The following is a 14338-nucleotide window of genomic DNA, read 5'->3' on the forward strand; positions in this document are numbered from 1 at the left end:
CGCGGTTCCCTCATGATTAGTAGTCAACTGGACACGATATAATTATTCGGTTGGTTACAAATTACTGTATCAGTTCTTCTTGAAGAAGATCTTATTTTTACACCGATGGCTTGTCAAGTTCCCGTTTATTCCCGGTAATAGAATAAACCATTGTGATTTTTTTACGCCCACGTAGCTGTAATTCCTGTATTTGTTGGGTATGAAAGTGGTGCTTAATTAGCTCAAACGTTGTTTCGCTGACTAAGATGCTGTAAGGATTTCCCTCTTTGGCATTTTTGTTGAGTTGTTCCAAACGAGCCGCGATATTCACAGCATCTCCCAAGACAGAATAATTCAATCGTTGAGATCCGCCAATACTGCCAGCAACCACTAAACCTGTATGAATGCCAATGCCGATACTAATGGTAGGCTTGCCCAGCCGTTTTAATTCTTGATTTAACACTACCAATCTTTCCTGCATAGAAATTGCTGCCAAGACAGCATCAATGGCATCTTGCTGAATTTCCTGGGAATGGGTGTGGGGGAAAGGAATACCAAAAACAGCCATAATAGCATCCCCAATGTATTTATCAACTACTCCGTGATGTTGTTGAATACACTCAGCCATAGCACCGAGATAGGAGTTTAACCAGTTAAGCAAATCTCGTGGTTTCATGCCCTCAGAAATCGTGGTAAAGCTACGAATATCGGTAAAAAGAACCGTTGCTACCATTTCTTTGGCATCTAATTGACCATTTTGAAAAATCTCATCCCGATGGTTCCAAATTAATTCTGCTGTTTCTTGAGAAACATGACGAGCAAATAAACTCATCAATTGTTGTTTTTCTTTTTGTTCTTGCCATTGAATACTTAGTCCTGCTAGGAGGATAGTGCCTATGGGTGCAGCTGTAGGCAACCAAAGATTAGAGATTGTTAGCCCTAAAACTGATACACCAAACCACGTTATGGGTAGCAACCCTAAAAAAAGAGTTCGTTCCTGAAATTTCAAAGGAATTAATATCAGACTAGAACCAATGCCAACAGCAAATAATAGCAAGATTTCCAATTTATTAGGTAATCTTTGTAATAGTCTGTTGTTGAGTATATTATCGATAGCAGCGGCGTGTAGGTAGACACCAGAGGTTGGGGGTATTTGATCAAAGGGAGTTTTCAAGGGATCGTTTGCTCCCGTTGCAGTTAGTCCCACTAGCACAATTTTATTTTTTAATTTAGCGGTATCTACCTTTTTTTCAACAACATCGATAAAGGAGTAGGTGGGAATTCCTTGAGTAGGGCCTAACCAGTTAATCAAAACTGGTTGTGCATTTACTCCCGATTGCAGAGGTGGTAACTTAATAAATGATTTCTTAGAGTTAGTACTATTAGCGCTAAAGGTCTGCTGCAAACTATTGTTATATTTTTCCAGTAACGTGATGCTGAAGGCAGGAACACTCTTAATGTAAAGAGACAATTGACGTGTTACTCCATCCAAGTCAGCATTTTTGGCAATGTGTCCTTTAGCAGTCACATCATCTAGAATTGGGACTAGACGCAGGGTTTGTTGTTGTAAACTGGAGGCAACTGGTAAAACAACTTGACCATTGATTGCCATTGCTTCGGCTAGTTTTTCGTCGTAGCGGGTAGGTTCAGTAAACAAAATATCAAAGCCGATAGTTGCCGGAGGAGAGGCTTCTAGTGTTTCTAATAATTGAGTATAGCGATCGCGTGACAAGGGAAACTGCCCATATTGACGCAATGTAACATCATCAATCCCAATAACGACAATACGCGAATCCCAACTGGGATGAGGTAGATAGTTGCGTGTAGAGAACAATAAATTAAATCCTAGTAACTCCAAGGTAGCCCAAGCGCCTACTTGCCATAATCCAATTGAAAACAATGTAGTTAATACGTAAGATTTCTGCAAATAGGTATCTATAATTATTTTTCGTCTTAAGTATTTAAGCATTTCTCGAAGAGATGTTCAGTAAATCACCAACTTATCTGTTTAGGCTGATTGTGGGGTGTGGGGTGTTGGGTGTGGGGAAACAAAAGAATTGGTAAATGGATTTAAGAGTTATAGCAGGAGTCAGAAGGGGCGTATTGCAATACGCCCGTACAGGAGTTGCAATACGCCCGTACAGGAGTCAGGAGTAAAAGCCTCTTGTAGTGAGAGTTTCATTATCAATTGATGTCCTAACCACCCTATCCACGGCTATATTTAAACAGAGAAAAGTGAAATTTTGATGAGAAAAAGCCTCTTTTTGCTTAATTAACCTTTAATAATTCCCCAAAAGCGCCTAAATATATTTTCTACTCCCCACTCTATACTTCACAGAAAAATTTTCGATTTACTGAATATTACCCAGGCTTTAACCGTCATTTGAGGACAAAGATTGTTGGATAATGAATGATGATGAAGCTGTGATCGTTATCTTATATCGTGTTCGGTTAAATACTTATCATTAGGGAACCGCGCGGTGACGGGTCGAGTTTTTTGATCAGAAATTAGCCAGATATAATACCGAGTGGAACCTAAAATAGCTTATATTCCCACCCATATTAATACCTCGTGAATCTACGCCAATTAATCCCAATTTTTGATAACTCCGTCTCCACCTGGGCTTTAGAAGCGCGATTGTTGCGCTGGTTAACATTGATTTGGCTGTTCGTCGGCTTAATTATGCTTTTTTCAGCCTCCTATCCTGTAGCTGATCAACGTCAAGGTGATGGATTGTACTATTTTAAGCGTCAAGTTCTTTGGGTCTTAGCTTCCTTAATCATCTTCAACATCATTGCCAATCTCCCACTGCGGAAAATTTTAGGGCTATCTCATTGGTTCTTGTTGCTGTTTTTATTGTTAATTTTCGTCACTCTCATCCCCGGATTAGGAAAGAAAGCTTTTGATGCTGCTAGATGGATAACCATAGGGCCAATTCCCATTCAACCATCAGAATTGATTAAACCCTTTTTAGTATTACAAAGTGCGCGAATATTTGGTCAATGGGAAAGATTAAGTTGGGGGGTTCGTCTGTCTTGGTTGGGTGTGTTTTGTCTTGTATTATTAGGAATTCTGGCTCAACCTAATTTAAGTACAACAGCACTCTGCGGTATGACAATTTGGTTAATTGCCCTAGCAGCGGGAATACCATACAAATACTTAGGAGGAACAGCTATCGGTGGGGTGTTATTAGCATTACTCAGTATTAGCATCAAAGAATATCAACGCAAGCGGGTGATGTCTTTTCTCAACCCTTGGGCTGATGCTACAGGAGATGGATACCAATTAGTGCAAAGTTTACTAGCGGTAGGTTCAGGTAACACTTGGGGCGCAGGATTTGGGCTTTCTCAACAAAAGCTATTTTATTTACCAATTCAAGACACCGATTTTATTTTTGCCGTCTTTGCTGAAGAATTTGGCTTTGTTGGCAGTATTTTACTGTTAGGACTTTTGGCAGTATTCGCCACACTAGGATTAATCGTCGCCCTAAAAGCCAAAAATTCTGTACATCGATTGGTAGCAATTGGCGTAACAGTTGTGATGGTAGGACAATCATTGCTGCATATTGGAGTTGCTACGGGTTCTCTGCCAACTACAGGTTTACCCTTACCTATGTTTAGTTATGGTGGTAATTCCATGATTGCTAGTTTGGTATCTACGGGATTATTGATTCGGGTAGCTAGGGAGAGTAGTGAAGCAGAAATAGTCCCTTTGCGACATAACCAACCTGAACATAGACGTACAAGAAGGATCTAATCGAATACAAAATCCAATTCTTCCCTCAGAATAGAATTCTGGGGCTATACAGACAAAGCCCACCTTCGTGGGCTAATTAGGTATTACTATTACTTATAAAAAAACTCGACCCATCCCCGCGCGGTTCCCTCATGATCAGCATTCTAAGATACACAATATGAGAGATAAATCAAGAGATTTATCTTAATTTTCTAGTGATTTTGATCACACAATTATTTTTTATTTTTTGTATTGAAAATCACAAAATTATTAAATAATGATTAAAAATTACCAAATTAGACCAAAATGCGATAATTAAATGCATATAAGCAAAAAAATCGCTGTTGCTGCGAATACAAAAACCAAATTCAGATCATGCCCACAATTCCCACAATTAATAAACTGACATTCACCCAAGTCCCCAGACTTGATGATTGCAATTCACAAACCTTACTCAATTACTTTGAGAGTTCATGGGAAATGGAAGAAACACTCATGAAAAGTTTGATTGGAGAAGAAACCTTTTATATCAATCCTGATCCTTTAAGAAATCGTCTAATTTTTTATCTTGGTCACTCGGCTGTTTTTTATATCAATAAATTAATTCATGTTGGTTTAATAAAAAAATCCATTAATCCGAAATATGAAACTTTATTTGAATTAGGAGTTGATCCAGAAACACCAGCAGAACTAGATGCAGTTATGCAAGAAGTTATCTGGCCTGATCTAGAAAAAGTTTGGCAATATCGGGACAAAGCCAGAGAAGAAATTACAGCCATTATTAACAAAACTCCCCTTCATCTCCCCATACATCAACAGCATCCTTTTTGGGCTTTGCTAATGGGAATAGAACACAGTCGCATTCATTTTGAAACCTCTTCTATGCTGCTGCGTCAATTACCAGTTGAGAAGCTAAAACGCCCTCAAGGATGGAATTATGCACCTAGTAGTAGTGAAATTCTTCATAATCAAATGCGAGAAATTCCTGGTGGTGTGGTGAAATTGGGAAAATTTGAAGATGATTTAACCTACGGTTGGGATAGCGAATATGGTCATCTGCAAGTTGAAGTCAAACCATTTTTAGCTAGTCAATATTTAATCACAAATAAAGAATTTTTAGAGTTTGTACAAGCAGGTGGCTACAATAATTCAGAATACTGGACTAGTGAATCTTGGAATTGGAAACAACTCTACAACATACAACATCCCAAATTCTGGATCTCCTCCCAAAAGGGCTATCGCTATCGAGCCACTTTTGATGAAATGGATTTACCCCTAAATTGGCCTGTGGAAGTTAACCACTATGAAGCAATAGCTTATTGTCGCTGGAAAGGCACAGGAACACGTCTAATGAGTGAAGCCGAATGGAACCAAGCTTTACTGATATCTGAAGATAGTTGCTTATCAACTAACTCTAATATAAACTTACAATTCATTTCTCCCAATCCCGTGGAAATGTTCAAACCAGCGAATACTAAAAATGGTCTACATGACTTACGAGGAAATGTTTGGGAATGGTTAGGAGAGACATTCAAAGCTTTACCAGGATTTCAAACCCATCAGCTTTATGAAGACCAATCCGCACCATTTTTTGATGGCAAGCATTTGATGATGCTTGGTGGTTCTTGGGCGACTAATGGTTCAATGGCATTACCATCCTATCGTAACTGGTTTCGTCCTTACTTCTATCAACACGTCGGTTTTAGAATTGTTCAAGATTTGAGTCTTGTGTAATTTATGGTTTTTTTCACGCAGAGTCCCAGAGAGAATTAAAGAGTCAGGATTTTTTCAGATCAAAAAATAGAAGGAATTAAAAAATGTTAACCGAAACTTTAACAGTTCTAGATGATCATTATCAAGATTTAAACAATAACGGTGAAGATGTCATTCAAGGATTAACTCAAACTCCAAAAACTTTACCTCCTAAGTATTTTTATGATGATCATGGTTCTCAATTATTTGAAAAAATTTGTGAGTTACCTGAGTATTATCCAACCCGCACAGAAGCAGGTATTTTGAGTCAATATGCTGATGAAATTGCTGAAATCACAAGCTGTTGTGAATTAGTAGAATTAGGTAGTGGTAGTTCTACTAAAACTCTTCTTTTATTAGATGCTTATCAAAAAATTGCTGATTCTTGTAGATATTTACCAATTGATGTCAGTGGGGGAATCCTGAAAACCAGTGTACTAGAACTTCAACAAAAATATCCTGATTTTTCCATTCATGGATTATTAGGAACTTATGAACAAGCTTTATCTCACCTAGAATCAAATTCTTTACAATCACGGTTGCTGTTTTTCTTAGGAAGTTCTCTAGGGAATTTTACCCCGCAGGAATGTGATAGTTTTTTGAGCAAAATAGCTGTAACTTTAAAACCAAGAGATTACTTTTTACTTGGTATTGATTTACAAAAACCACCAAATATTTTAGAAGCGGCTTATAACGATAGTCAAGAAGTAACGGCTGCGTTTAATTTAAATATGCTTTCTCATTTAAATTGGCGTTTTCAAGGTGATTTTGACATCAGTTTGTTTAGACATCAAGCGATTTATAATCAGGTTGATAATCAAATTGAAATGTATCTACATTGTCAAAAAAGCCATTGGGTAAAATTGGAAGCTTTGGATTTAAAGATTTTAGTTCAAGAGGGAGAAAGTATTCTCACAGAAATTTCTCGCAAGTTTGATTTAACAACGATGGAAAAACAATTGCAAAGTAAAGGATTGAAAACTGTGAAAACTTGGACAGATGAAAAAGGATGGTTTGGATTGATTTTGTGTCAAGTTAAATAAGCTTTGTATCAGTATTCAGAAACCAAAATTAAAAATATTTGTAAATTTCTGAATGCTGATAATTTTACCATGCTATCAAATCAACAAACTCAAATATCTATCAGAGTAAATATGGAAGTTATCTGGAACACGCTTAAAAATATCAATTATTCCAACATTCCCATTGCTAAAATCGCTGCTGTTCTCGTCATTCTGACGTTGACACAGACATTAAGAAGATTTTTTCTGGCAGTTATAATTAAAACCATTGAAAAGTTCACCAGCAAAACAGAAACTACCCTAGATGATGAATTAATTGCCATTATTAAGCCAGCCTTAAATTGGTTAATTCTTATTGGTGGATTCTGGCTGAGTAAGGAAATTATTGCCGATAATTTAGGTTCTCAACTGAGTGAGACAATTAGTAGATTTTTAAACTTCATAGTTCTCTTCATAGTTGCTTATGTAGTTTATCGTAGTTCTTCAATTTTAGGTCAATTAATTGCTAACGTTGTCCTGCAAACAGAAACTGAACTTGACGAATTACTCAGACCTTTGATGCCGAAAATTTTTCAATCGGTAGCAATTATTGTCTTAACAATTAAAATCAGCGAGATATTTTTAGGACAATCAGCAGCAGCACTTGTGGGTTTACTTGGTGGTGCTGGTATCACGTTAGGTTTACTGTTCAAAGACATTGTTTATGATTGGTTTTGTACAGTGATTATCTACTCTGATAATCTTTATCGTGAAGGTGACTGGGTAGGAATATCAGGATTAGATGGTTTTGTGGAAATAAAAAGTATTGGATTTAGAACAACAACACTGCATCTAGCTAAGTGGGGTTCAATAATGAAAATGCCCAATTCTCGCATGATTTCGGGAATTGTAGATAATTGGTCACAAAATCCAGGGGAAGAATTAAAGTGGGGATTAAATTTAATTCTCAAAATTGATGGTATTTCCGCAAAGAAAACCGGGAGAATTTGTGATGCTATTCAACAAATGCCAAAATCTATTCCTGGTTTTTCTCCTAAGTGTACAATTCGTTTCAAAAACATTGAAAAGAATGCCAGAGTTATTGAAGTAATGGCATTTGTTAATGATGACAATCTCTACTTTGATGCTGAGAAGAACTTAAATTTAGCCATTTTGGAACTTTTAGAACAAGAGGGTATTGATTCTCTGTATGTAGAGTTGAGAACAGAACCAGAAAAATATAAACCGATGCAAAACAGCAACAATTAAAAAAGTTCATAATAGATATACCCAAATTATTTGAGGATTTGGGTATCATAAAAATGCTAAAATTACCGAACTATGAACCTATTAATTATTTTAGCCGAAGTCGGCATTTTAATAATTGTTTTTCTAATGTTAAGATGGCTTGTAGGTAAGTTATTCAAGCTATTGGTTAGATTATCAATATTGAAGGGTGACAATATAAAAATTAAAATCCTGCGCCGCAATATTACTGGTTTGTTATTACTTGGTTGCATAGTATTGTGCATTTTGATTGTCGGTGCTAATGGTTATCTGATCTATCGGGGTGAAGACCTGCAACAATATACAATAGCCCTAATTCGCCGGATTCCATCAGGATTTTGGGTGACATTAGGAATTGGTATCACTCAAAGTATTGGTGTTGTAATTGCAGCGGTTATAACTCTAAAATCAATCAAATATTGGTTGAATGTAGCTAGTAATAGCGCCAAGAACTTAGACCAAAACACAGCCGATGACAAAAGTATTGATGCTTTTTTTACCGCACTCAATCAAAGAATCAGAGGTGGAATTTGGTTATGGGTTCTGATTAGTTGTACCCAATTTCTCAAATTACCAACAGTAGTTTCCAACTATTTATATATCGCGCTACGAATCTATCTGATCATTGGTGTGGGATTACTCATACTCAAAGCAGTGTCCGCAATTGTTGATACCCTAGACGCTCTCAATGTCAGATACTCAAGTCCTGATAACCTGTTGAGATTTTATGATCGTCTTCAACATCTAATTCCCTTTTTAAAGCGGTGTTTGGAATTTGTGATTTACGTCTGCACCGTCACATTGGTAATTCAGCAGGTGCAGTTAATAGCCAAACTGGCTACTTTAGGTTTAAAAATTATTAAAATCATCGCTATCATCTTCATGAGTCGTGTGATGTTTGAGGTGATTTACTTACTGCTGGAAGAGGTGTTGTTAAAAGACCATAATTTAACTGATATTCAAAAAAGCAGACGCTTAACTCTGATTCCTTTGTTTCGTAGTTTGTTGCAATATTTAGTTTACTTTAGCGTTGCAGTTTCTATTCTCTATATTCTTGATATTAATCCTACTCCTATTCTAGCTGGTGCTGGGATTGTTGGTATCGCTGTAGGGTTAGGCGCACAAACACTAATAAATGATATAGTTTGTGGCTTCTTTATTCTCTTTGAAAATTACTATTTGGTAGGTGACTATATTGAAGCTGGTAAAGCTGAAGAGAAAACAGTAGAAGGTACTGTTGAGGCCATTGAACTGAGAACCACCCGCATCAGACATCCCAATGGTCAATTACATATTATTCGTAATGGGGATATTGGCTCAATTACCAATTACTCCAAACAGTATATATTTGCAGTAGTGGAAGTTTATGTACCTTACAATTCTAATTTAACTCATATATATCAAGTGATTGAAGAAATAGGACAGCAGTTAAAAACAAATGATCCTGATGTCCTTGAATCCACCCTAGTAGATGGTGTAGAAAGTATGGGTGCATCTAATTTGTTGCTGCGAACTTTGACAAAGGTAAAGCCAGGAAAACATATTCAGATCCAGCGAATTTTGCGGAAGATGTTTATGGATATTTTATTGATGGAAGGTATTCTACTTCCGGCTGGCAATGAAAGTAAGGAAGATTAATTTGATATACTCTTAGTGATTAAATCCTCATTCTTCACAAATTTGGGCAAATTAGGCAATTAGTTAAGTTGTGTTTTTAGGATGTCTCTCAAATTCACCAACAAAATGACTTACTGCTAAATTTTGTTTGATTGAGTCTAAAATCAATAGTATTTTTGATAATTCCCAGGCTGAAGTGTCAGTTAATAAATGATATAATTTAATGGTCATAATAATTAATTAAATAACCATGAAACCAAATCCTATCCCCCCACAACCCGGTCAAGAATCAGTTTGGGATTATCCCCGTCCAGCGATTTTAGAAGCTAGTAATAAACATCTAAAAATCATTTTTAATGGTATTGTTTTAGCAGAAACAAATCGCGGAAAAAGAGTTTTAGAAACTAGTCATCCTCCTGGTTATTATATTCCGGCGGAAGATATTCAAATTGAACATTTGATAGCAACACCTAGAAAAACTTGGTGTGAATGGAAAGGTTGGTGTCAATATTATGATGTTTCTGTGGGTGATAAATATGTAAATAATGCAGCTTGGCGATATATTCAGCCTAGTCCTAATTTTGAATCAATTCAAGAATACTTTAGTTTTTATGCCAGTTTGATGGATGCTTGCTATGTAAATGATGAGTTAGTTAAAGCTCAAGCAGGTGATTTTTATGGGGGATGGATTACTTCTGATATTGTTGGGCCATTTAAAGGTGAACTAGGGACAAAATGGTGGTAAATGAAACTTGCGAAATGTGATGTCTAATTTTAGAGTTGAGATTTAGTTTTAAGAAACCCACGAACGACCGCTTCAACTGGTTGAGATTGATTATCTACTTGATAATTCATTTTTTGCATTTCTTCATCGGAAATTAATCCAGCCAATTGGTTGATAGCTTCTCGTAACTCTGGATATTTTTTCAAAGTTGCTTGATTGAAAATAGGAACAGCTTCATAAGGAGGAAAATATTTTTTATCATCTTCCAAAATAACTAAATTCAACACAGGAATTAATCCATCTGTAGAATTTCCTGCTATTAAATCTACTTTCTTTTCTGCTAAAGCTTGATACATCAATCCTAAATCCATTTCTTGAGGAGGTTGGGCAAACTTTAGTCCGTAAGTCTTGGCTAAACCTGGATAGCCATCTTCCCGTGCCAGAAATTCATATCCAAATCCTGCTTTTAATTGGGGAGTATATTTAGCTGCTTCAGAAAGAGTTTTAATCTGCAAACGTTTTGCATCTTCACCTCGAATAATCATCGCAAATGTATTGTTAAATCCCAAAGGTGGCATAACTTCTAATTGAAATTTATCCTTGTAGTCTTGCTTGACTTTTTGATAAACAACTTGAGGATTAGTGATAGGTTTTTGTTTCAAGACAGCAGTAAATGAAGTTCCCGTATATTCAACATAGCCAGCAATTTTACCGACTTTCACAGCTTCATGACAGATAAAGGTTCCACCCAAATTGAAGCTTCTGTCAACCTTTAATTTACTATGGGATTCAATTTGTTGTGCTAGTAATTCTCCTAAAATAACTTGTTCAGTAAAATTCTTGGAGCCAATCACAATAGTTGGTGGTGTTTGTTGATGGGCAAAGGCAATTAATCCCATCATTATTAATGTTAATATGCCCAAAAATACAGCACGATTACGATTAAATTTCCACTTTTTCTTTTGTTGCTGTGTCAGTTCTTTTTCTAACCATCCCAAGGCTAAATCTGCGCCTAATGCAATGACAGCAGCGGGTATTGCACCTGCAAGAATTAGTTGATTGTTAACTGTAGAAATCCCGCGAAAAATAAATACTCCTAATCCACCACCACCAATGGCCGCTGCAATGGTAGCAATACCTACAGAAATAACTGTTGCTACTCTAACTCCAGCTAAAATTACACCTACAGCCAGGGGAATTTCTACCTGAAATAATAGTTGCAAATCTGTCATTCCCATGCCTTTTCCTGATTCTCGAATGGTGATATCAACGCTATTAATGCCAATATAAGTATTGCGAATAATAGGGAGCAAAGCGTAGAGAGTCAAGGCAACAATGGCAGGTATTTTGCCAATTCCTCCTAAAAATGGCACAGAAATCAGGAAGCCAAAAATGGCTAAACTAGGAATGGTTTGAATAGCGTTAGCTAAACCGATAATAGATGGAGCTAGTTTTGGTTGACGAGTAATAAAAATGCCTATAGGAATGCCAATAGAGATAGCAATTGTCATCGCCACAGCCACTAATATTAAATGTTCTCCAGAGCGGAGGATAATTTCTGGAGCATATTCAATTAAAAACAAAGGTAGCTCCTTTTATTAATTTATTTCCCAATTATTTCCAACATTTAAACAACCAATAAAAGCTTGTGCCTCTGGATGTTGAGATTGGAGGAATTCTGCTCTAGTTCCTATGAAAACTAAATTTCCTTCACACATTAATCCAATTCGAGTTGCGAGAAAAAAAGCTTCTTGAATGTCGTGGGTGACAAAAATTACGGTTTTTCCTAGTTGCTTTTGCAAGTGGTGAAATTGTTGTTGTAATTCTAGACGAGTTATCGGGTCGAGTGCGCCAAAAGGCTCATCCATTAATAATATCGGTGGGTCGGCTGCTAAAGCCCTAGCCACCCCAACTCGCTGACGTTGACCACCAGATAATTGATGGGGATAGCGTTGAGCAAATTTTTCCGGGTCTAGACCAACTAAGTTTAACATTTCATGGACTCGTTCCTCAATTCTCTGTTGAGTCCATTTTTCTAAAGAGGGTACAAGTCCGACATTTTCCCCGATGGTAAAATGGGGAAACAAGCCAGTTTCTTGGATGACGTAACCAATACGTCGCCGCAGTTTAATGGCATCCCATTTAATTGTAGGGCGATAGCTTTGCTCATCGTAGGTATCACTAACAAAAACTTTTCCTTGGGTGGGAATCAGTAGGCGATTTATTAATTTTAAAGTGGTGGTTTTTCCGCTACCACTGCGTCCCAATAAGGCAATGGCTTCTCCTTGGTAAATGGTAAGATTTAAGTGAGATAATAGAGAACGGCGATTAATCTGGAAACTGACATCCTGAAACTCAACGGCTATTTCTGGTGCTGGGGACATGAGAGTTTATAAAAAAGAAAGTGAATGAAAACAGAACTTACGCACTATACAAATTAAACATGATCTGTATCAACTGAAATTAGTTATTTACGGCATATTCAGTAGGTAGATAGAATTAAATATAAGATAAAATTTTTGTCGTAGTGAGCGATAAATCTCTCTCTTGCTAGGTTTGATAGGGCTAAAGCCCTGACTACTAACTTTTCTTTTATCCAGTCTTACTACTTAGTAGGGTGTGTCAGATGGCAAGCCCTATGTTAATTGTGGGCAAATTATCGGGTCTGACGTGGTTGGTGAGCTTGCCGAACCACACCATAGAGGAGATAAAATCCAAAATTCATATTTGATAAACTTTGGCAATGAGTAAGTCCTAGAAAATTAAAATCTTTGTAGAGACGTTCCAGGAGTAGGGATTATCGTCTCTACATTGTTTTTCGCCAGATGTCTATTAAATCAAGTCCGGCTAATTGCTTATCAAAAAAACTCTCAGCGCCGTTCCCTAATCATAAGTATTTAGCCGGAAATGATGTAATTAGTTCTGTGTCAAAATTTCAGATTTGCAGCAGTAATAGCTAAAGCACCCCAACCAGTCATTAATGCTATTCCTCCTAATGGGGCTATAGCTCCCAAGGATTTGATACCAGTTAAGCTGATAGCATACAAGCTACCTGAGAATATGACCACACCAACAATAAATAACCAACCACTGACTACAAGGGTAGCTGGGGGTGATTCGAGACGACTCATGAGGAGGGCGACTAACAAAAGTGCTAGAGCGTGGTACATTTGGTAGCGAGCGCCAGTGTCGAAAATTTCCAAAGCTCGCTCACTGATTTTTTCTCGTAAAGCATGAGCGCCAAAAGCCCCACCTGCAACAGAAAAACCGCCGAAAATGGCAGCTACAGTCAAAAAAATCTGCGTCATCAGAATTTAGCCGTAAATTAGTGGAGTGAGACTAAACATCAAAATGATATGATACGGCTCCTTCTTCGGTTACTTGAAAATTCGCATTGAACTCTTTAGCTTTTTCATCTAAATATTTTCTGGCTTCAGTTGCTGGTAATTGTGATTGCATTGCAAAGCTTAACAGAGTTATTTTTCCCTGATTTTGTTGTAACATCTGATAAAATTGCGATCGCAAATATTCATTCGTTTGTTGATTAATCGCTTTTTTCTCTTGTCGGTTTTGCTTGTACAATCCCAACGCTAACCATACCCCTAATATGGCTGTAGGAACACCAAAGATGATACCTTGCATAGCCGTATTATCAAGTTGATAGACAGCATCTTTATTGATAATATCTTTTGCCAATGCTTCATTCTCTATCCCTGGTAAGATGGGCTTGAGTGTGGTATTTTTTGTACTTACTGCTGAGACTGATATCGTGAGAAACATGAATCCGAGTGTAAGCAACCAACCAGCAGCCAATTTTTCAGCCGTCTTCATAGTTTTGCTTCAGAGTTAGACTTTGCTTGCGATTTTAACCCCACTTGTGTCCTGCTTCCAGTCATATTTCCACAAATCCGTCAAGAGTCCCTGATATTGTATCCTGTGAAACATTTATGGCTATGGGAGCAGTTATTAACCACTAAAAAAATGTGTGTAATTAATTGTGTAATTAATTTTGTTTGAGTACTTGGTTATCTCACATCTTGCACCAATAAAAATTGATGTAATTTTATTACACACTATAATTTCAAAACTCTTGATTTAGCGATAAAAACCAATAAAAATAAGGTAGCCTTGTCGCGCATTCTTTTTTTGAGTATTTATGCTCATTGCAAAAGTCAGATGCTGCCCGTGATAATAACTATACTCAACACATAGCAATAGTATTTTAACTTTGAAAAAATCTAA

The 14338-nt window shown here is 36.9% G+C and carries 11 protein-coding genes; 6 read left to right on the forward strand and 5 right to left on the reverse strand.

Annotation, left to right across the window (positions count from 1 at the left end; genetic code table 11):
- Positions 1-97: 97 nt before the first annotated feature.
- Positions 98-1948: an adenylate/guanylate cyclase domain-containing protein gene (locus A9Y75_RS15875; RefSeq protein ID WP_071190501.1), complete on the reverse strand. Its 1851-nt coding sequence runs from the start codon at positions 1946-1948 to the stop codon at positions 98-100.
- 603 nt (positions 1949-2551) lie between these two features.
- Between A9Y75_RS15875 and A9Y75_RS15880 the strand changes: the two genes are divergently transcribed.
- From A9Y75_RS15880 to A9Y75_RS15905, 6 genes are all read left to right on the forward strand, one after another.
- Complete coding sequence (locus A9Y75_RS15880) at positions 2552-3736, forward strand: FtsW/RodA/SpoVE family cell cycle protein (RefSeq protein ID WP_071190502.1); 1185 nt, start codon at positions 2552-2554, stop codon at positions 3734-3736.
- Positions 3737-4090: 354 nt separating this feature from the next.
- Positions 4091-5449: a 5-histidylcysteine sulfoxide synthase gene (ovoA, locus tag A9Y75_RS15885; protein ID WP_071190503.1), complete on the forward strand. Its 1359-nt coding sequence runs from the start codon at positions 4091-4093 to the stop codon at positions 5447-5449.
- A gap of 83 nt (positions 5450-5532) precedes the next feature.
- Positions 5533-6510 (forward strand): L-histidine N(alpha)-methyltransferase, encoded by a 978-nt coding sequence (egtD, locus tag A9Y75_RS15890; protein ID WP_071190504.1) that lies wholly within the window; start codon positions 5533-5535, stop codon positions 6508-6510.
- Positions 6511-6579: 69 nt separating this feature from the next.
- Positions 6580-7737 carry a mechanosensitive ion channel domain-containing protein gene (locus tag A9Y75_RS15895; protein WP_236721428.1) on the forward strand — a complete coding sequence of 386 codons (1158 nt, stop codon included), beginning with the start codon at positions 6580-6582 and terminating at the stop codon, positions 7735-7737.
- Between the two features lie 72 nt (positions 7738-7809).
- On the forward strand, positions 7810-9393 hold the full coding sequence (locus tag A9Y75_RS15900) for a mechanosensitive ion channel family protein (protein WP_071190505.1): 1584 nt from the start codon (positions 7810-7812) through the stop codon (positions 9391-9393).
- Between the two features lie 229 nt (positions 9394-9622).
- Positions 9623-10117 (forward strand): DUF427 domain-containing protein, encoded by a 495-nt coding sequence (locus tag A9Y75_RS15905; protein WP_071190506.1) that lies wholly within the window; start codon positions 9623-9625, stop codon positions 10115-10117.
- Between the two features lie 29 nt (positions 10118-10146).
- Here A9Y75_RS15905 and A9Y75_RS15910 read toward each other — a convergent pair whose 3' ends face one another.
- The 4 genes from A9Y75_RS15910 to A9Y75_RS15925 form a co-directional block, all read right to left on the reverse strand.
- Positions 10147-11679, reverse strand: a complete 1533-nt coding sequence (locus A9Y75_RS15910) for a glycine betaine ABC transporter substrate-binding protein (RefSeq protein WP_071190507.1) — start codon at positions 11677-11679, stop codon at positions 10147-10149.
- Positions 11680-11694: 15 nt separating this feature from the next.
- Positions 11695-12480, reverse strand: a complete 786-nt coding sequence (locus A9Y75_RS15915; protein WP_071190508.1) for an ATP-binding cassette domain-containing protein — start codon at positions 12478-12480, stop codon at positions 11695-11697.
- A 543-nt stretch (positions 12481-13023) separates the two neighbouring features.
- On the reverse strand, positions 13024-13404 hold the full coding sequence (locus A9Y75_RS15920) for a DUF423 domain-containing protein (protein WP_071190509.1): 381 nt from the start codon (positions 13402-13404) through the stop codon (positions 13024-13026).
- A gap of 31 nt (positions 13405-13435) precedes the next feature.
- Entirely contained in the window at positions 13436-13927 is a 492-nt protein-coding gene (locus A9Y75_RS15925) for a hypothetical protein (protein ID WP_071190510.1), read from the reverse strand.
- Positions 13928-14338 lie beyond the last annotated feature (411 nt).

It is taken from the genome of Trichormus sp. NMC-1 (assembly GCF_001858025.1).
GTDB lineage: Bacteria > Cyanobacteriota > Cyanobacteriia > Cyanobacteriales > Nostocaceae > Anabaena.